Source organism: Ferrovibrio sp. GW821-FHT12F09, assembly GCF_058806775.1.
On the sequence record NZ_JBXAPZ010000001.1, the window covers coordinates 772,976 to 791,997 of the forward strand.

At 66.3% G+C, this 19,022-nt stretch carries 20 protein-coding genes and 1 riboswitch; of the genes, 10 read left to right on the forward strand and 10 right to left on the reverse strand.

Annotation, left to right across the window (positions count from 1 at the left end; all coding sequences use genetic code 11):
* Window positions 1–2 precede the first annotated feature (2 nt).
* Window positions 3–1,028, reverse strand: coding sequence for a cobalamin biosynthesis protein CobW (gene cobW / locus AC1ROB_RS04040; protein WP_492973596.1), 1,026 nt, complete (start codon window positions 1,026–1,028; stop codon window positions 3–5).
* Between the two features lie 118 nt (window positions 1,029–1,146).
* A riboswitch (cobalamin riboswitch) is annotated at window positions 1,147–1,382 on the reverse strand.
* A 130-nt stretch (window positions 1,383–1,512) separates the two neighbouring features.
* Between cobW and AC1ROB_RS04045 the strand changes: the two genes are divergently transcribed.
* Together AC1ROB_RS04045 and AC1ROB_RS04050 are read left to right on the forward strand one after the other, a co-directional pair.
* Window positions 1,513–2,127, forward strand: coding sequence for a HupE/UreJ family protein (locus tag AC1ROB_RS04045; RefSeq protein ID WP_492973595.1), 615 nt, complete (start codon window positions 1,513–1,515; stop codon window positions 2,125–2,127).
* Window positions 2,120–2,887, forward strand: coding sequence for a sulfite exporter TauE/SafE family protein (locus AC1ROB_RS04050; protein WP_492973594.1), 768 nt, complete (start codon window positions 2,120–2,122; stop codon window positions 2,885–2,887). Before AC1ROB_RS04045 ends, AC1ROB_RS04050 begins: the two co-directional genes overlap by 8 nt.
* Before the next feature lies 1 nt (window position 2,888).
* On the opposite strand, the gene AC1ROB_RS04055 is transcribed toward AC1ROB_RS04050, so the two are convergent.
* The 3 genes from AC1ROB_RS04055 to AC1ROB_RS04065 form a co-directional block, all read right to left on the reverse strand.
* Window positions 2,889–3,380, reverse strand: coding sequence for a hypothetical protein (locus AC1ROB_RS04055; RefSeq protein ID WP_492973593.1), 492 nt, complete (start codon window positions 3,378–3,380; stop codon window positions 2,889–2,891).
* A gap of 26 nt (window positions 3,381–3,406) precedes the next feature.
* Window positions 3,407–3,937: a response regulator gene (locus tag AC1ROB_RS04060; RefSeq protein WP_492973592.1), complete on the reverse strand. Its 531-nt coding sequence runs from the start codon at window positions 3,935–3,937 to the stop codon at window positions 3,407–3,409.
* Window positions 3,938–4,114: 177 nt separating this feature from the next.
* A complete protein-coding gene (locus tag AC1ROB_RS04065; RefSeq protein WP_492973591.1) occupies window positions 4,115–5,542 on the reverse strand; it encodes a penicillin-binding protein activator in 1,428 nt (475 codons plus the stop codon).
* Between the two features lie 19 nt (window positions 5,543–5,561).
* Between AC1ROB_RS04065 and rsmI the strand changes: the two genes are divergently transcribed.
* The 8 genes from rsmI to AC1ROB_RS04105 all read left to right on the forward strand — a co-directional run bounded on the left by rsmI (window position 5,562) and on the right by AC1ROB_RS04105 (window position 11,881).
* Window positions 5,562–6,455, forward strand: coding sequence for a 16S rRNA (cytidine(1402)-2'-O)-methyltransferase (gene rsmI, locus AC1ROB_RS04070; protein WP_492973590.1), 894 nt, complete (start codon window positions 5,562–5,564; stop codon window positions 6,453–6,455).
* Entirely contained in the window at window positions 6,442–6,816 is a 375-nt protein-coding gene (locus AC1ROB_RS04075; RefSeq protein ID WP_492973589.1) for a YraN family protein, read from the forward strand. The genes rsmI and AC1ROB_RS04075 overlap by 14 nt, the downstream gene beginning before the upstream one ends.
* A gap of 55 nt (window positions 6,817–6,871) precedes the next feature.
* On the forward strand, window positions 6,872–7,486 hold the full coding sequence (locus tag AC1ROB_RS04080; protein WP_492973588.1) for a BON domain-containing protein: 615 nt from the start codon (window positions 6,872–6,874) through the stop codon (window positions 7,484–7,486).
* A 19-nt stretch (window positions 7,487–7,505) separates the two neighbouring features.
* A complete protein-coding gene (locus tag AC1ROB_RS04085; protein WP_492973587.1) occupies window positions 7,506–8,330 on the forward strand; it encodes a SirB1 family protein in 825 nt (274 codons plus the stop codon).
* A gap of 44 nt (window positions 8,331–8,374) precedes the next feature.
* Window positions 8,375–9,331, forward strand: a complete 957-nt coding sequence (gshB, locus tag AC1ROB_RS04090; RefSeq protein ID WP_492973586.1) for a glutathione synthase — start codon at window positions 8,375–8,377, stop codon at window positions 9,329–9,331.
* Window positions 9,332–9,430: 99 nt separating this feature from the next.
* Window positions 9,431–9,628, forward strand: a complete 198-nt coding sequence (locus AC1ROB_RS04095) for a hypothetical protein (RefSeq protein WP_492973585.1) — start codon at window positions 9,431–9,433, stop codon at window positions 9,626–9,628.
* Window positions 9,629–9,817: 189 nt separating this feature from the next.
* Window positions 9,818–10,570, forward strand: a complete 753-nt coding sequence (locus AC1ROB_RS04100; protein WP_492973584.1) for an FkbM family methyltransferase — start codon at window positions 9,818–9,820, stop codon at window positions 10,568–10,570.
* Window positions 10,571–10,759: 189 nt separating this feature from the next.
* Window positions 10,760–11,881 carry a DUF2336 domain-containing protein gene (locus AC1ROB_RS04105; RefSeq protein ID WP_492973583.1) on the forward strand — a complete coding sequence of 374 codons (1,122 nt, stop codon included), beginning with the start codon at window positions 10,760–10,762 and terminating at the stop codon, window positions 11,879–11,881.
* Window positions 11,882–11,887: 6 nt separating this feature from the next.
* On the opposite strand, the gene AC1ROB_RS04110 is transcribed toward AC1ROB_RS04105, so the two are convergent.
* From AC1ROB_RS04110 to AC1ROB_RS04135, 6 genes are all read right to left on the reverse strand, one after another.
* Complete coding sequence (locus AC1ROB_RS04110) at window positions 11,888–13,681, reverse strand: sensor histidine kinase (protein ID WP_492973582.1); 1,794 nt, start codon at window positions 13,679–13,681, stop codon at window positions 11,888–11,890.
* A gap of 185 nt (window positions 13,682–13,866) precedes the next feature.
* A complete protein-coding gene (locus tag AC1ROB_RS04115; RefSeq protein WP_492973581.1) occupies window positions 13,867–15,621 on the reverse strand; it encodes a sensor histidine kinase in 1,755 nt (584 codons plus the stop codon).
* A gap of 64 nt (window positions 15,622–15,685) precedes the next feature.
* Complete coding sequence (locus AC1ROB_RS04120; protein WP_492973580.1) at window positions 15,686–16,825, reverse strand: alanine racemase; 1,140 nt, start codon at window positions 16,823–16,825, stop codon at window positions 15,686–15,688.
* A gap of 16 nt (window positions 16,826–16,841) precedes the next feature.
* On the reverse strand, window positions 16,842–17,231 hold the full coding sequence (locus tag AC1ROB_RS04125; protein ID WP_492973579.1) for a PaaI family thioesterase: 390 nt from the start codon (window positions 17,229–17,231) through the stop codon (window positions 16,842–16,844).
* A gap of 10 nt (window positions 17,232–17,241) precedes the next feature.
* Window positions 17,242–17,910, reverse strand: a complete 669-nt coding sequence (locus AC1ROB_RS04130; RefSeq protein ID WP_492973578.1) for a glutathione S-transferase family protein — start codon at window positions 17,908–17,910, stop codon at window positions 17,242–17,244.
* A 70-nt stretch (window positions 17,911–17,980) separates the two neighbouring features.
* Window positions 17,981–18,904 carry a LysR family transcriptional regulator gene (locus AC1ROB_RS04135; protein ID WP_492973577.1) on the reverse strand — a complete coding sequence of 308 codons (924 nt, stop codon included), beginning with the start codon at window positions 18,902–18,904 and terminating at the stop codon, window positions 17,981–17,983.
* Window positions 18,905–19,022 lie beyond the last annotated feature (118 nt).

A 19,022-nucleotide genomic window follows, 5' to 3' on the forward strand; every position in this document is an offset into this window, starting at 1 on the left:
ACTCAGGCCGCGAGGGCGGCGCGGATCGCCGCCTCGTCCAGGCCGGCGCGGCCGATCACCACCAGGCGCGTGGCGCGTGGCTCGGCGCTGGTCCAGTCACGGTCGTAATAATGCGACAGCCGCGCGCCCACGCCCTGCAGCACCAGCCGCATAGTCTTGCCGGCGACGGCGACAAAACCCTTCACCCGCAGGATGTCGTGTTCGGCGATCACCGGCAGCAGGCGCTCCAGCAGGGCATCCGGCGCCGTCTGCTCGGGCAGGGTCAGCGAGAAGCTGAAGAAATCCTCGTGGTCGTGGTCTTCCTCATTGTCGTGATGCGACTTGCGCGCCGCGATGTCGTCCTCGGCGGCCGCATGCAGGCCCAGCAGGATATCGGCGGCGATCTCGCCCTGGCTGATCGACAGGGTTTTCACGCCCTGGCGCAGATGCGCACCGATCTCGGCCCGCACATTCTGCATGGCGCCTTCATCCAGCAGGTCGGCCTTGTTCAGCAGCACCAGATCGGCGCAACCAAGCTGGTCCTCGAACAGTTCCTCCAGCGGATTGTCATGATCCAGGCTGGCATCGGCGGCGCGCTGCGCGGCCACCGCATCTTCATCATCGGCAAACCGCCCTTCGGCCACGGCGGCGGCATCCACCACGGTGACCACGCCATCCACCGTTGTGCGGCTTTTGATGCCCGGCCATGCAAAAGCCTGGACGAGGGGTTTCGGCAAGGCGAGACCGGAGGTCTCGATGACAATGTGCGTCGGCGGATTGGGTCGGTCGAGCAGCTTCTGCAGGGTGGGCAGGAAATCGTCGGCCACCGTGCAGCACAGGCAGCCATTGGCCAGCTCGATGATATCGTCCTCACTGCAATCGGGCGCGCCGCAGCTTTTCAGCAGCTCGCCATCGATGCCCATTTCGCCGAATTCGTTGACGATCAGCGCGATGCGCCGGCCATTGGCATTGGTGATGAGGTGGCGGATCAGCGTGGTCTTGCCGGCGCCGAGAAAGCCGGTGACGACGGTTGCGGGAATCTTCTGCATAGGATGAGCGCCCTGTTCCATGACGCCGACGCGGACCATGGCTGCTGTCGGTCTTGCGCCTGCGCAGCGGCAAGAATGACATAGGCCGGGCGCCGGCACACCCCGTCCGGCACGTCCGCTTCGACTAAAGCCGATGGCAGGTCTCCGGGCTTGCGGGTTGTCGCGGATCGCGCGCCTTCCCAGACCGTGTCCGGTCCAGTGGCTGTTGCGCGCCGCTCGCCGCCTACCGTAGCGGGGGCTGCCGCGGCTTGCGGCCCTGCGCAGATATATCTGCACAGAAAGCCGGCACCGCGTTCCCTTTTCATCGCCGTTCCACCTTCCGGCAGGCGGCGAACCATCGCGGCGGACCCTAAGCCCGGGCTCCGGCCTTGTCAAACGCGCGCCAACCCCGCGGGGAGGCCCGGGCATGTCTTGTCAAACGCAACCGGCTTGGGGCACAAAGGAGACGGGTGGTTCGCAACGCATGCGCAATAAAGAGGTCGTCATGTCCTTCAAGTCCAAGCTCGGCCAGATGGTTCTGCCGGCCCTCGTTCTGGCGAGCATCGCCGTTCCGGCTCTGGCCCATCCCGGTCATCCCGGCGCCGAGCCCGCCGCCGCCGGTTTCTCCGCCGGCTTCGCGCATCCCTTCGGCGGCCTCGATCATCTGCTCGCCATGCTGGCGGTCGGCCTCTGGGCGGTCCAGCAGGCCGCGCAGCAACCGCGCGCCCTCTGGCTCTTGCCGGCCAGCTTCGTCGCTACGATGGCGGCCGGCTTCGGCCTCGGTCTGGCCAATGTCGCCCTGCCCGGCGTCGAGTCCGGCATCGCGCTGTCGGTGCTGATCCTGGGCCTGATCGTTGCCTTCGCCATGCGTCCGCCGCTGCCGGCCGCCATGGCGGTGACCGCCGTGTTTGCCCTGTTCCACGGCCATGCCCATGGCACCGAGATCGGCGATGCCTCGCAGGCGCTGGTCTATGGCTTCGGCATGCTGTTGGCCACGGCGCTGCTGCATGGCATCGGCCTGGTTGCAGCCCGTCTCGCGCAGCAGCTGAATGTCGGCCTGATCACCCGCGCCGCCGGCGCGGCCGTGGCGCTGGCCGGCATCGTCATCCTGGTTGGCTGACGCGTTTCCTCTTTTCGGCTTCCTGACCGAGCCGCGCTACTGGGCCGTTTTCGGCGCAGCAGCGCTGGCCGGTCTGGTGCGCGGCTTTTCCGGTTTCGGCGGCGCCATGATGTTCATGCCGGTCGCCAGCCTGGTCTACGAACCCAAGCTCGCCGCCATCCTGCTGTTCATCGCCGATGATATCGCCGCTTTGGCCATGCTGCCCGATGCGCTGCGCCGCTGTGTCTGGCGCGAGGTGCTGCCGCTGGGCCTGAGTGCGGTTGTCGCCGTGCCCTTCGGCGTGGCGCTGCTGGTGATCGCCGATCCCGATGTGATGCGTTGGGTGATCTGTCTGCTGATCCTGCTGGCGGTCGGGCTGATGGCCGCCGGCTGGCGCTATCGCGGCCGGCTGGGTCTGCCGGCGACGCTTGGCACCGGCGCGCTGGCCGGCCTGAGCGGCGGCGCTGCCGCCTTGCCGGGTCCGCCGGTGGTGCTGCTCTGGCTTGGCGGCCAGGGCGAGGCCGCCACCGTGCGCGCCAACCTGATCGTATTCTTCGGCTTCACGGCGATCGCCTCGGGACTCGCTTACTGGTGGAACGGGCTGTTCACCGCGGAAAGCCTGCTGATGTCGCTGCCGCTGATTCCGGCTTATCTGCTGCCGCTCAATCTGGGCAGCCGGCTGTTCGCGCGTTCGAGCGAACAGCAGTTCCGTCTGGCGGCGCTGGGGCTCTGTGCCTTTGCGGCGCTCAGCGGCCTGCCGTTGTGGCGGATGCTGGGCTGACTTACGTCGCCTTGTGCAGGCGGGTAGCGGTGCGCAGGGCGCCCAGCAGTTCGGATTCGATCTGGCTGCCGCCGCCCTGGATACGCTGGGCGGTTACCACATACAGTGCATCGATCTGCGCCGCGATGATGTCGAGCTGGATCGGGCTGGGCGCGCCCATATCCTTGGTGAAATCGTTCAGCGATTTGGCAAAGGCGGTGAGCAGCGGATATTTGAACATGCCGCCCATGCCCTTGATGTCGAGCGACAGCGAACGGATCGCCTGCATGGCCTGATCGACGCCGTGGCCGGTGGCCACCTCGTCCAGGGATGCGCGCAGCTGACGCAGTTTGTCGGCAATTTCCTGGGTGAAGCTGTCGGTGGCTTTTTCCACAACCTCTTCCAGGCGGCGCAGCTCTTCAGGCGCCAGTTGAAGGCGGAAGCCTTTCTTGAAATTGACAGCCTTGCGGCGCAAATCCTGCTGCGGAGGCGTGAAAACCGGCTTTTTCGCCATTATACTGACCTTGATGGCTGCCGGTGTCAGTTGAGGTCGATGCGGCGTTCCGGCCCGCCATAGCCGGGCGTGCGACGCCGCCGGCGATCGGGACCGTAATACTCGCCGATGCGCACGAACTGGCGCGGCCGTGCAATCGCGGCCACCAGCCGGGTATAAAAGCCGTTCACCGTGTAAGGCTTGGCGACGAATTCCGACACGCCGCAATCGCGGGCGCGGCAGACATATTCCTCTTCCGAATTCGCCGTCATCATGACAATCGGCATCATGCGGTTCGGCGAACCCGCATCGTTGCGAATCCACTGCACGATATCCATGCCGTTGCGGCCGAGCTTTTCCGCGCCCAGCGCCCATTCGGTGATCATCATATCGGTGCGGCCCAACCGCAGGATGTTGACCGCCGTGTCGAAGTCGCGGGCGCGATCGATATACTGGGCATCCAGCATCATCAGCACATCGCGGACCATCTGACCCATCAACCGGTTCGGCTCGACGACCAGAAAACTGATCTTCGAGAAATCGATACGCTCATGATCCGACATCGTGTCTTCGCTCACTGCAGCATCTCCCCGCACGGGCTTGATAAGAATCCTACTAGAAAGGACCTCAAAGCAAAAGCGCGTCCAGGTAGTATTGGACCGTTCCGCGGTGGTAGCACGCGGCCGGCACGGGAGCGAATAATTTCTTAGTAAGCTGGCCGATGCAATCAGCCCGTTGGGCGAACGCCCCCGGGCTCAGTTGCTGGCGGGCTGGAAACTGGCCGGTGCCTTGTCGATCACCCGGCTGCCGCGGCGCTGGATTTCCAGAACCGCCAGACCGCGCTGCACCACGCCATCGCTGCGGAAGCGGAAAATTCCATCATATCCGGCAAAACCGTCCGGGTTAGTCAGGGCCGCCTCGTCAAACATCGCCCCCGCCGCGCTGCGGGCCAGGATGCCGACCAGGGCGGTGGCGTCATAGGACAGGCTGGCCAGGCGGGGCGGCCGGCGGCCGAACCCCTGCTCGAAGCGACGGGCGAATTCGGCAAAGCCTTCTGGCGCCGGGCCGGCATACCAGCCGCCCACCAGGGCCGGTTCGCTGCTCAGGGCGGGGTCATCCCACAGACCGGTGCCCAGGAACCGCACCGCACGCGGATCGATATCGAAGAAGGGCAAAAGGGGAGCAAGGGCGCGCAGCCGCGCCCCGCCTTCGGGCAGCAGCAGGGCATCCACCGGACGCGGCAGATTGGGGTCGACGCCGTCCACCGGCGGGTCTTCCAGGCTGCGGGCCGGCAGGGCGCGCAGGCTGCTGGCAAAGCGCCGGACAATAGGGGTGAGGTCTGGTGTGTCGCCGGGATAGCGCTCCTGCTTCAGCATCTGGGCACCCGTCTGGCTTGTGGCGCTTTCGGCGGCCTGGGCCACCGCGCCGCCATAGGCCGAGTCCGGCGCCAGCAGGGCAAACCGTGTCATCCCCTTGGTGCGCGCATAGGCGACCACGCGCTCGACCTGCTGGTCCGGCGTGAAGCCGAGCAGGAAGACGCCGCCGCCAGCCACGCTGCGGTCGGTGGAGAAGCTCAGGACCTTGACGTTGCGCAGCCGCGCCACCTGGCCCACGGCGGCGGCTTCATTGGCGAATACCGGCCCCAGGATGATCTGCGCGCCTTCGGCAATCATCTGCTGGGCCGCGGCCGCGGCCTTGTCGGCCTGGCCTTCGGTGTCGCGCGGCAGCAGCACCAGGCGGTCGTCGCCCAGGTCGAACAACGCCAGCTGCGCCGCCTCGAACAGGGCGCGCCCCAGGCCGGCATTCGGGCCGCTCAGCGGCGCCAAGAAACCGATATGGATGGCCGCGGCGCCGCCCGGGGCGCGCAACTGCGGCGCCGGCGGCATCGGCAGGGTCTCGATCGCCACCGATGGCGTGGCAGCCGGCAGCGGCAGTGGTTGCGCCGGCGGCTGCGTCCCGCTATTGGGCATGGCATTGGTCTGGGCCGGCGTCTGCACGGGGGTGCCGGGCGAGGGCGCGACACGCTGGGGCGCGCCGGGCACAACACGATCGAGCAGGCCGGGCAGGCCGCCCTGCATGCTGGGGCCGCTCTGGCAGGCAACCAGCACCAGCATACCGGCCGCGGCGGCTGCAGGCCGCAGCACCATGGACAGGCCGGAAAGACCAGCTTTAAGGTAACCCACGCAGCTCATTCCGGCGCTCATGACAGACCCGTTTCAGCCGCTGCCCGACAATCTTGGCGTCGATGCAGCGCAATTCACATCCGGCTTATATCTGGTGGCCACCCCCATCGGCAACGCCGCCGATATAACGTTGCGCGCCCTGGCCCTGCTCCGGCGCGCCGATCTGGTGGCCTGCGAGGACAGCCGGGTCAGCGGGCCGCTGCTGAAGCGCTATGGCATCGCCACGCCGTTATTTCCATATCATGAGCATAATGCGGCAAAAGTGCGGCCCCAGCTGCTCGGCAAACTGCAGGCCGGCGCCGTGGTGGCGCTGATCTCCGATGCCGGCACGCCGCTGATCAACGATCCCGGCTACAAGCTGGTGCGTGACTGCATCGCCGCCGGTGTCATGGTCACGGCGCTGCCCGGCGCCTCGGCGGTGCTGACGGGCTTGAGCCTGTCCGGTCTGCCCAGCGACCGCTTCCTCTATGCGGGCTTCCCGCCGCCCAAGGCGGCGGCCCGCATCCGCTGGCTGGCCGAGCTGAAATCCGCCCGCGCCACCCTGATCTTCCTGGAAAGCGCCCAGCGCCTGCCCGACAGCCTGGCCAGCATGGCCCAGGTCTTCGGTCCCGAACGCGAGGCGGCCGTGGCGCGCGAGCTGACCAAGAAATTCGAGGAGGTGCGGCGCGGCAGCCTGGCCGAGCTGGCCGCCCATTATGCCGAACACGGTCCGCCCAAAGGCGAGGTCACGCTGGTGATCGGGCCGCCGGCCGAAGAGAGCGTCGCGGGCGCGGACGATCTCGATGCGGCGCTGCGGGCGGCGCTGGCGCGGCTGCCGCTGCGCCAGGCGGTGGACGAGGTGGCCACCGTGCTCAATCTGGCCCGCAAGGCGGTCTATGCCCGCGCCCTGGAATTGCGGGATGCCGCAGACTGACGATCTTCCCCCCGATGCGCGGCATCGCCGAGGCCGGCGCGGCGAGACCTGGGCTGTCTGGTGGCTGCGGCTGCAGGGCTACCGCATCCTGGCGCGCAACTGGCGTCACCCTCTGGGCGAGATCGACATCCTGGCCCGCCGCGGCCGGCTGCTGGTCGCCGTGGAGGTGAAGGCGCGCGGCACCTATATGCAGGCGGCAGAATCATTACAGGCCAAGCAGCGCCGTCGCATTGCCAATGCGGCTGCGGTATTCTTGGGCCAGCAGGCCGATGCCGCCGCCCTGACGCTGCGCTTCGACGCCATGCTGCTTGTACCGGGGCGCTGGCCCCACCATATCCGCGATGCCTGGCGCATCGACTGAGGCCGGCCCGAACCGGGTTTTGAACGACCGGGCCATTGAACGACAGGGGATGTTCGTGCGTATCACGTCTGCTAGCCGCTTTCTTGTTCTGGCCGCCCTGCTGGCCACAGCACCCATGCTCAACGGCTGTGTCGGCGTCGCCGTCGGTGCCGGCGCTGCCACCGGTGTTGCCGCGGCGGAAGAGCGCGGTATCAAGAATGCCGCCAACGACAAGGGCATTCAGCTCGCCATCAACGATCGCTATCTGAAAGACAACCAGTATCTCTGGCGCAAGCTGTCGATCACGGTTTACGAAGGCCGCGTGTTGCTGACCGGTGTGGTCGGTACGGAATTTTCGCGCGACGAGGCCACGCGTCTGGCCTGGGCCGCATCGGATCGCATCAACGAGGTGATCAACGAAATCCAGGTGACGCCATCGGGCGATCTGCTCGACTATGCCAACGATACCTGGATCACCACGCAGCTGCGCGCCAAGATCGCCGGCGACAAGCAGATCGTCGACATCAACTACTCGATCGAGACGGTGAACGGCACGATCTATCTGATGGGCATCGGCCAGTCGGATGACGAGATCACGCGGGTGACCGAACAGGCCCGGACCATCAAAGGGGTGCGCAGGGTTGTCAGCCATGTCTGGCTGAAGACCGATACGCGCCGCCGGCCGGTGTAGAAGCCCGGCAAGAGGCAGCATGAGCGACAGCGCAGCGATAGAGACGGCTTTAAAGACCCTCGGCGCTGCGCCTGATGACGGCATCGATATCGCCGAGGCGGCGCTGCTGCTGGCGGCGCTCGACCGTCCCGGTCTCGATCTCGCGCCCTATCGCCGGCACCTGGCCGATATCGCCGCGGCTTTGAGCCGCATCGGCGCCGGTGCCGAGGTGGCGCCGCGCGCCATGGCGCTGGCCAGCGTGCTCAGCCTGGAATTCGGTTACCGCGGCGATACCGAAAATTACGACGACCCGCAGAATGCCGACCTGATCCGCGTCATCGACCGCCGCATGGGTCTGCCCGTCAGCCTCGGCGTGCTCTACATCTACGCCGCCCGCGCCCAGGCCTGGCCGGTGGCCGGCATCGATTTTCCCGGCCATTTCCTGATCCGGCTGGAAGGCGAGGATGGCGCCCTGGTGCTGGATCCCTTCCATGCCGGCAAGATCGCGGCGGCGCCGGAGATGAACGATCTGCTGCGCCGCATCGGTGGCGGCGAGGAAGTGCGGCCCGAGCATGTGCGGCTGATGACGCCGCGCGAAGTGCTGCTGCGGCTGCAGAACAACATCAAGGGCCGCGCCTGGCGCGGCGGCGATGTCGAACGCGCAGCCGAGACGCTGCGGCGCATGCTGCTGGTGGCGCCGAATTTCGCGCCGGCCTGGCGTGAACTCGGCGTGGTCGAGGGCAAGCTCGGCCATATCCGCCAGGCGATGGCGGCCACCGAACGGTTCCTGATGCTGGCCGGCGACGAGGCGGCGAGCCTTGAGGCCGAGGCTTTCCTGCGCCACATTCGCCTCCAGTTAAACTAGGCGCCTCCAGCTGAACTGACCTTTTCACAACAAGGAACTGTGCCATGGCCCTCAAGGTGGCGATCCAGATGGACCCCATCGAAAGCATCGACTTCGATGGCGACAGCACCTTTGTGCTCGGCCTCGAAGCCGAGCGCCGCGGCTACAGCCTGTTTCACTATCTGGCCAAGGATCTGAGCTTCCGCGACGGCCAGGTGCTGGCGCGGGCGCGGGCGCTGCGCCTGCGGGCCGAACGCGGCAACCATTTCACGCTCGGCGAACCGGCGCTGATCGATCTGGCCGAGATGGATGTGGTGCTGATGCGTCAGGATCCGCCGTTTGACATGTCCTACATCACCGCCACGCATATCCTGCAGCATATCCACCCCAAGACGCTGGTGGTGAACAACCCGGTCGCCGTGCGCAACGCGCCGGAGAAACTGTATGTGACGCATTTCGACGGCGTGATGCCGCCGACCCTGATCTCGTCGGACATGGAGGCGATCAAGGCCTTCCGCGCCGAGCATAAGGACATCATCCTCAAGCCGCTGTTCGGCAATGGCGGCGCCGGCGTCTTCCATCTGAAGCCCGATGACGAGAATCTCGGCTCGCTGCTGGAAATGTTCACCAAGCTGGCGCGCGAGCCGGTGATCGTGCAGCGCTATCTGCCCGAGGTGCGGGCAGGCGACAAGCGCATCATCCTGATCGATGGCCGCCCGGCCGGTGCGGTGAACCGCGTGCCGGCAGCGGGCGAGGCGCGCTCCAACATGCATGTCGGCGGCCGGCCGGAAAAGATCGGCCTGACCAAACGCGAGCATGAAATCTGCGAGATCATCGGGCCGCATCTGAAGCGCGAAGGCCTGATCTTCGTCGGCATCGACGTGATCGGCGATTACCTCACCGAGATCAATGTCACCTCGCCCACCGGCATCCAGCAGATCAACCGCTTCGACGGCGTGCAGCTGGAAGCCGAAATCTGGGATGCCATCGAGGATGGGCTCAGCCGTCGCGTGATGGCATAAATCGCTCCCGTATAAGTCCCCGATAAGTCACAGAACTTCGGCACTGTCGCGGTGTTGTGTCCTCAGGCTGCCGTGTCGGCAGTATAAGGAGGAGACACCATGCGCAAGATCCTGATGGCTACCGCCGTACTGGCGGCTCCGTTGATGCTGGCGGCCTGCAGCCCCAGCCCGCCGCAGAGCCAGACCGTGATCGTCGACCCGCCGCCGCAGCGCGCAGTGGTGCAGCCGGGCCAGGCCGTGGTCGTGCCGCCGGGCAGCACGGTCCGCACCTGCCCGCCGGGCTACACCACCTGCTGATGCGAGTCTGAGGTCCAGACCATAATGAAAGGCTGGCCGGGGCGCAGTTGCGCGATCCATTCGTATGCGTTGCAATCTGCAACCCCGGCCATGCAACCTGAATATGAATTATTTTCGTATAAACGGTTTCTGATAGGTCGGCGGCCCGTCAGGTCCTAGTGTCTTCCTGGTCCAGGGGGCACATACACAATGTCGGGTCTAGAGCGCGAGCTCTGGACGTTTGAGGAGCGTGTCAAACACGCCCTGATCCCGTCCGGTCTTTATATTCGTTACAAGGTGCTGAAGGAACGCTGGGCGGGGCAGCCAGAACTGCGCCTGCTCGACCTGCTGGTCGATCAGCGGCGCAATGCCATCGATGCCGGCGCCAACAAGGGCACCTTTACCCATGTGATGGCCGGGCTGGCCCGGCATGTCTATGCCTTCGAACCCAATCCCAAAATGCTCGCGGTGCTGCGGCAGACCGCGTCCCAGAATGTCACGGTCTCGCCGCTGGCGTTGTCTGATCGCGCGGGAGCCGCGGACTTCCTGATCCCGCGCGGTCGCAGTGGCGGCCATTCCAACCAGGGCGGATCGCTCAGTTGTATCAAGGTTTGTGGCGCCCATACCGCAGTCGCGGTTCGCACGGCGCGGCTCGACGATCTCGATCTGCCCGATATCGGCTTCATCAAGATCGATGTCGAGGGCAGCGAACTGGATGTGCTGGCCGGTGGCGCTGCCCTGCTGGCGCGCGACCGCCCGGTGCTGCTGGTCGAAATGGAAGAGGTCCACACCCGACAGCCGATCGAGCAGTCCCTGGCGGCCGTGCTGGCGCGTGGCTATCGCGGGCTGTATTTCGACCAGGGCCGCCGCAGCCTGCGCCTGCTGGAGGATTTCGATCCCGAGGCAATGCATCGCCAGCGCAATGCGGCTTATGTCTTCAACTTCATCTTCCTGCCCCTCTGACGCGACCCGACGGCCCCGCAGGGTTGCCGGTTGCATACAAACCGGTCTGCCAGCCGCGAAAACCGGCAATCAGGGATTCGTCAGTATTGGTCAGGATATTTGGCCGTGACATTCGGCCGTGCTTTGCTATTGTCCCCCGCCAAATAACGCACAATCAGGGAAGCGAGTCGGGTGGCGTCGGGGGCGTTCTTGTCACTGCAGGATGTCGAGCGGCTGCTGGCGGATCCATCGCCTGCGGCGCGTACCGACACGGCCTCCAAGGTGGCGCTGGCCTGGTCCACCCAGACGCTGTCGCCATCCGAACGCCAGCTGGCCGAAGCCATCGTCACCGCGCTTGCCCGCGATGCCGAGATCATGGTGCGCCAGGCCCTGGCCGAGCATCTCAAGAGCAATCCCGAACTGCCGCGCGGCATCGCCCTCAAGCTGGTCCGCGATACGGCGGCGGTCGCCGCGCCGCTGCTGCAGTTCTCGCCGGTGTTTTCCGATGCCGACCTGATCGAACTGGTGCAGGCGGTGTCGCCGCTGCACCAGACTGCGATTGCCGGCCGCCGCACGGTGTCGGCGGCGCTGTCGAATGCGCTGGTCACACATGGCGCCGAGGCGGCGGTGGCCGTGCTGATCGCCAATCGCGGCGCGCAGATCACCAACACTATGATGGAACGGGCGCTCGACCGCTTCCCCGACAGCCGCAATGTCGGCGAGGCGCTGGCCCGCCATCCGCAGCTGCCGCCGAAATTCGCCGCGCGCTTGATCGCCCAGGTCTCCGACGCCCTGCGCGAGACGCTGGTGGCGCGCTACCAGATTCCGCCGGCGATGGCTGCCGACACCATGATGCAGCTGCGCGAGCGCACGCTGCTCGGCCTGATCGGTGATGGCGCCGAACCGCCGGCGCTGGCCGAGCTGGCGGCCGACCTGCAGAAGCGCGGCCAGCTCAATCCCATGCTGCTGGTGCGCGCCCTAGCCGGCGGCGATCTCGCCTTCTTCGAACAGGGGCTGGCCCAGCTGGCCGGCATCGCGCCCGCCAATGCCCGGCTGCTGATCTACGATCCGGGCAAGCGCGGCCTGCCGGCCATCTGCCTGCGTTGCGGTCTGCCCAAGGATTATCTGAAGATGATCGAGGCAGTGATCGATCTGGCGCGCGGCTTCGATTTCCAGCGCGGCACCATCGAGCGCGCCGAATTCGCCGAGATGGTCACCGGTATGATGCTGGCCGATTATGCCGTTCTGTGGGATCCGCAGGAGCAGCGCTGGCTCACCCGCCGCCGCAGCCGCGCCCAGGCGGCCCAGCGCCTGGCGGTTGCCGCCGCCTGACGAAGTTCAGGCCGTGCCGCCGGTGCGTGTGGCCGGGAAGGCGACGGTGATGGTGGTGCCCTGGCCCGGTGCGCTGTCGATACTGATACGGCCCTGATGGGCCAGCACGAAGGCCCGCACCAGAGACAGGCCCAGTCCGACGCCGCCGTAATTGCGGCTCAGCTTGGTATTGGCCTGCTCGAAGGGATCGAAGATGCGCGCCTGGTCCTTGGGCGCCACGCCGATGCCGCGGTCGCGCACCCAGAGTTCGATCTCGTTGCTGGCCGGCTGCAGCCGCGCGCCGACGACAACCGGCAGTTCGGGCGGTGAGAATTTCAGCGCGTTGCCGATCAGGTTGATCATGATCTGGCGCAGCAGCCGCGCATCGGCATAGAGCATCGGCAGGTCGTCTGGAATCTCCGCCACCAGGCTTTCCGGCGGACGGCCGAACTGCTGCGCCGCCAGCCGGATGCAGGTGGCGGCCTGTTCGGCCACATCCACCATGTCTTCCTGCACCACGATCTGGTTGGCCTCGATGCGCGCGAGGTCGAGAATGTCGTTGATGATGCCAAGCAGATGCGTGCCACTGCTGTGGATGTCGCCCACATAGTCGTCATAGCGCACCCAGTCGGCACCGAACATCTTGCGCTTGATGATGTCGGAAAAGCCGATGATGGCATTCAGCGGCGTGCGCAGCTCGTGGCTCATATGCGCCAGGAAGGCGGATTTCGCCTGGCTGGCGCGCAGGGCGGTGTCGCGCGCCTGGCTCACCTCGCGGAACAGCTCCTCCAGCTGCGCGTTCTGCTGCTGCTGCTCGGTGATGTCGATCAGGATCAGCGCCGCATCGCCATCGGGCAGACGGCGCAGGCTGGCGCGCACCCAGCGGTGGTTGGGCAGTTCCAGCACCGGGCGGCTCTGTCCGACCGGCGCCTGGTGCAACCGCTGTGGCAGGTCTTCAGGCAACCCGGCGCGCTGCAGCAGCGGCGCCAGCGGCGCATCGCGGTGCAGGTCGTCTTCAGGCAGGTCGAGCAGGGCCTGGAAGCGGCGGTTCCACAGCTGGATGCGGCCGGCGGCATCGCAGAACACGAAGGCTTCGCTGCTGTCGGCGACATCCAGCAATTCGTCCTGGGCCCGGCGGATGCGGTCGTACAGGCCGCTGTTCTCGCGATTGAGTCGCCAGTTGCGGACCATGATGCGATGGACCACGCGGTTGGCGACGATCATCGCCGCTACATACCCGCAGAGCAGCCCGGCCAGGCCATAGCCGATCGTGGTGCCGACACTGAGGAAATGCACTGCATAGGGCAGGGCGATGCAGATGATGAAGGTGGCGCCGGCCAGCGGCATCAGCGACAGCGCCGGCGCCGAGGCCCCGATCACGCCGGCGACCACCGCGATCAGCAGCAGTTGTCCCTCGGCATCGATCAGCGGCAACGCCAGCGCGCTCAGGCCCCAGATGCAGCCGGCAAACCCGGCAACGAAAATTTCCACCGGCATCTGCCAGCGCGGTTGTGCCTCGTGGCGCACGCGCTGGCGCATGGACCAGTCCGCCACGATGATGCAGGCCGACAGCATATGCAGCAGCCACCAGCCCAAGAGCAGATTCTCGGGCACCTGTTCCCGCAGCAGCAGCGCGGTGACGGTGGGGAAGCAGACGGTGGCACCGGCATTGATCAGCAGAATCTGCTGGAAGCTCTGCCGGAACGGCGGTCCGCCCTGGATCTGCTGCGTCTTCGTCGCGCCTGCGCCATGGCCCGCGGCGGAAGCCGCGGCATGGGATTCGACGCGCGGATTCGCGCTATCAGGAGGCAGGTTCGACATCGCTGTATGGTGGCTGTTTTGCGTTATCACTCAACCGGAGATGAGAGTCCTGACGACAGGACGGGTTCGAATGTGTAACGCGCGGCAGGGGATACAGCATCGTTCCCCTGATGACCAGCGCGAATTTACGCCTGCGGCAAATGGCCCTGCAAACTGTGACGGCGCTCACCAGCCGCAATCCGGCGTCAGGCCGGCATCTCGGTGCGGGAGGCCGGGAAAAACACGGTGATGGCGGTGCCCTGGCCCGGCGCACTGTCGATGGCGATGCGGCCGTGATGGGCCAGCACGAAAGCGCGCACCAGCGACAGTCCCAGGCCGACGCCACCGTAATTGCGGCTCAGCTGACTGTCGGCCTGCTCGAAGGCCTCGAAGATGCGCTTGTGATCTTCCGGCGCGATGCCGATGCCGCGGTCGCGCACGGTCACCACCAGTTCATTCGTGCCAGTGTGGAGCGCCGCCTGGGCTTCCACCGGCACATCGGGCGGCGAGAATTTCAGCGCATTGCCGATCAGGTTGATCATGATCTGGCGCACCAGGCGCGGATCGGCATGCAGCGCCGGCAGATCCGGCGGCACGCTGACGCTCACGGCTTTGGCTTCGCGGCCGTAATGCGAGGCGGCCAGGCGGGCCGAGACCGGCAGTTCCTCGTCCAGCATCACCGGCTGTTCGTTCAGCACGATCTGGTTGGCCTCGATGCGCGCCAGGTCGAGAATGTCGTCGATCACCGCCAGCAGATGGCGCGCGCTGCCGTTGATGTCGGCCAGATACTCGTCGTATTTCTCCCAGGCCTCGCCGAACATCTTCTTCTGCACGATGTCGGAAAAGCCGATGATGGCATTTAGCGGCGTGCGCAGCTCGTGGCTCATGTTGGCCAGGAAGATCGATTTTGCCTGGCTGCCGCGCAGCGCCGCATCGCGCGCCAGGCTCACCTCGCGGAACAGCTCTTCCAGACGGGCATTCTGCTGCTGCAGCTGGCTGGCGGCCTGCTGCTGCTCGGTCACGTCGATCACGATCAGCGCGCGGTCGCCCTGGGGCGTGGCGCGATGGCCGATCTGCACCCAGCGGCCATTCGGCAGCTGCAGGGTGCCGCCGGCGATCTCGCTGGTCAGCAACGCCTCGGCCAGTCCGGCATCGCGCAGCAGGCCGTCCAGGTCGCGGCCGCGCTGCAGCTGCGCCTCCTGCAGGCCCAGCACCGCTGGCAGGCGCCGGTTCCACAGCTGCAGCCGGCCGGTGCTGTCGATCAGCGCGAAGGCCTCGGTGCTTTCGGCGATGTCCAGCAGTTCGGCGCGAACGGCGCGGATGCGGGCGTCCAACGCGCTGTTCTCTTCATAGAGACGGCGATTGCGCCGGATCACGCCGTTGACGATGCGGTTGGTCAGGATCATCGCGGCGGTATACAGCGATGAGACCACCGCCATGGCGGCGCCGACCCCGGTGCCGGTGAGCAGGAAATGCGTAATGAAGGGCACGGCGATCAGCAGCATGAAAGCCAGCGCCGCCTGCGGCACCACCGCCAGCGTGGCGGCCGAGCCGGCGATCATGCCGGCCGCCACCATCACCAGCAGCAGCTGATATTCCGAAGTCAGATGCGGCAGGAACAGCGACGACACGCCCCAGGCCGCGCCCGAGACGGCCGCGCTCGCCAGATCGAACTGCCGCAGCCGCGCCGAACGTTTCTCGCTGCCCTGGCGCCGCATGCCATGGCCCAGTCGCCAGCGCACCAGCATGGCGATCATGGTCACGCCATGCAGCAGCCACCAGGCGGCCAGCCAGGGAAGCGGAATCTGGTTCGACAGCAGCAGGGCGACGGCGCTGACATTGACTAGGGTGACCACGCCGTTGATCGGCACGACCTGATGGAAGGTGATGCGGGAGTCGGGCTTGCGATCTGCCGGAGCGGCAGCGGGTTCGGTGGATGCAGTGTCGATGATCCCGGACATGCCTAGAGCGTTTCCCCCGGAAGATACTCAACCGGAAAGACAGGGTTCATGCAACCGCTTTAACTTACCAGCCGTTCACACGGTCCCATTCGGCGACGATTTCGCTGCCGCCATCGGTCACATAATAGCGATCATACATCGCGCCGGTCATGCAGACGTGATTGGGCAACACGCGCAGCCTCGTGCCGGGCGGAAAGGCGGCGAAATCCACCGGCGGCATCTGCGGCCCGCCGAGCAGACCATGCTCCTGGTGCACGTCATGGATGTTGAGGCCATCCAGCGGCAGGGCCCCGGCCGGCCGGCAGACGCGGCCATAGCCGGTGCCGGGACTGTGCATATTGGCGCCGGTGTCCTTCGACAGCGCCAGGCCGCCGGCATCGATCAGCAGATGGTTGCGGCTGTGGTGATGGCTCACCACCGAGGCCAGCACGCTGACCGCGATGTCTTCCATCCTGCAACTGCCCAGAGCGGCCTGGAACAGGTCGAAGAAGACGAAATTGCCCGGCCGCATCTCGGTGATGCCGTCCAGATGTTTGGCAAACAGCGCCGTCGGCGTGGAGCCGACCGAAACAATCGCACAGGACAGTCCGGCCTCGCGCAGGCGTGTGGCGGCCAGGATTACGGCCGTGCGTTCGGACTCGGCGATCTCCTCGATCTGCGCGATGCTTTTCGCGCCGTAGGAATGGCCCGCATGGGTCAGCACGCCGGCGAGATTCGCGCCCGGCTGCGACAGTGCCTGGCCCAGCGGCAGCAGTTCGGGCGCGTTGGGTGCAATGCCTGCACGGCCAAGGCCGCAGTCGATCTTGATCAGCACGCGGAAGCTGACGCCCAGCGCGACGCCCTTGGCGGCGATGGCCTCGGCCACGGCGATATGGTCGGTGATGATCTTCAGGTCGGTGCCATCCTTCATGATGGCGGCCACCTGCTCCAGTTTCTGCGGCGCGATGGGCACGGCATAGGTGATGTCGCGGAAACCGGCTTTGGCGAAGTAAGCCGCCTCGGCCAGAGTCGACACGGTGATCGGGCCGGGATCGCCATTGTGGCACATCAGCGCCACGCGCACCGATTTCGCCGTCTTCAGATGCGGTCGCAGGGTCACCTTCAGATGGGCGGCGCGTTCGCGCATGCGCGCCACATTGCGCATCAGCCGCGTGCGGTCGAGCAGCAGGGCGGGAGTGGGCAGGTCGTCGAGGGTCATGGTCATGTCGGCCGGACTCTGTTTATCGGGGGCTCAGCACCAGTTGCGTCTGCGTCACCACGGCGGCCAGCTTGCCGTCGCCGCGCGTGATCCGCGTCTGCCACACCATGGTGGTCTTGCCGCGATGCAGCGGCGTGCATTCGGCTTTCGCCGTATCGCCGGCGGGAATCGCTGCAAAGAAGTTGGTCTTGCTTTCGATGGTGGTGGTGCTGAAGCCGTCCGTGAGATTGGCCACCGTGGCCACCGCGCCCAGCGTGTCGGCAAAGGCCATCACCGCGCCGCCATGCAGCACGGCGGGCCGTGTGCACAGGTCCGGCGTCACCGGCAGTTCGGCCAGCACCTTGTCGGGCGCCACGCTGATGATGCGCAGGCCGATCAGGTCGGCAAAAGGCAGCTTGGTCAGGTCCGACATCGCAAAAGCCTTATTTCAACAGTTCGTAGGGACCGCCGGTTTTCAGCGCAGCCTGATAGGCTGGCCGCGCGTGGATGCGGTTGAGGAAGTCGCGGATCGGCACGTAAGTGTCATCGAGGCCGACGCGGGAGGCGGTCGCCTCCAGCGGGAAGCTCATCATTATATCGGCGGCGCTGAAGTCCGGCCCGGCGAACCAGCCGCCGTTCTTCGTCAATTCGTCGCACCAGTAGCGCATATGCTGGGCGAGCTGCGGGTCGATCAGCGTCGCCTGCGCCTTGCCCGCCACCATCTTGATGATCGGCCGGATCAGGCCCGGCACGTTTTTCGGTAGGCGCAGAAAGATCAGCTTGAGCAGCAGCAGCGGCATGGCCGAACCTTCGGCATAATGCAGCCAGTAGGTATAGCGGCGCTTCTCCGCCGTGGCCGGCGCCGGGATCAGTCTACCCTGACTGTAGGTCTCGATCAGGTATTCGACGATGGCGCCGGTCTCGGCGATGGTGATATCGCCATCGGAAATCACCGGCGACTTGCCGAGCGGATGGATCTGCCGCAGCGCCGCCGGCGCGCGCATGTCGGCGCCGCGCTCGTAGCGCACCACCTGGTAGGGCAGGCCCAGTTCCTCCAGCAGCCAGAGCACGCGCTGCGAACGGGAGTTGTTCAGGTGATGGACGGTGATCATGCCGGGCCCCTGTGATGAGAGGCGGGCAGCCTAGCATGCGTGTCGGCATGCGGAGAACCGCCCGCGCGCGTCAGCGGGCAGAGAATCTTTGAGCCAGGTCCTGGCGGCGGAACTGCTCGATCACGAAATCGACAAAGGCGCGGGTCTTGGCCGGCAGCAGCGTCTTGCTGGCATAGTAGAGCGATATCGGACCCACATCGGCATGCCAGTCGGGCAGCAGACGCACCAGCGTGCCGCGTTCCAGATGCGGCAGCACATCCGGAATGGCCAGCATCGCCACGCCCAGGCCCAGCAGGGCGGCGCGGCACATGGAGGATGGATCGCTCAGGATGACGGCGGTGTTCATCTGCGGCTCGGCTTCGCGGCCTTTGCTGTCCCGCATCACCCAGCTGCGCAATCGGCCGGTCTGCACCGAGCGCATGGCGATGCCGTCGCAGGCGGCAAGATCGGCCGGCGTCTGCGGCAGACTGCGGCCGGCGAGATAGGCCGGCGCGGCGACGGCGACGATATGCGCGCGCGCCAGTTCGCGCGCCACGATGCCCGGCGTCAGCGCGAAGCCGCCACCGATGGCCGCATCGTAGCCTTCCGCGATCAGATCCACCGCGCGGTTCTCGAACTGCCACTCCGGCGTCACCAGCGGATAGCGCGCGCGGAAGCCGGGCAGCAGCGGCAGGATGTAATCGGCGCCGAAGCCTGGCGCCAGACTCACCTTCAGCAGGCCGGCCGGCTGCGCCGTTTCGGCGCTGACTCCGGCAATCGCCGCCTGGATGCTGTCCAGTCCGCCACTCACCGATTGCAGAAAGCGCTCGCCGGACTCGGTCAGGGTCAGCCGGCGCGTGCTGCGCTGGAACAGCCGCACACCCAGATTGGCTTCCAGGGTGCCGACATTGCGGCTGACGGCCGCCGGCGTCAGGCCCAGGCGACGCGCGGCGGCAGAAAAACTGCCGAGTTCCGCGCTACGCACAAAGGATTCCAGATTGGCCAAGGTTTCCATGGCAACACACTTTCAAGGAATACTTGAAAGTAATTTACATAATTACCGGCTAATTCAAAGGGAATTACGCGCCTACCCTCTGCTCCGTCACCACCATCCACCCTACGGAGCATTCATC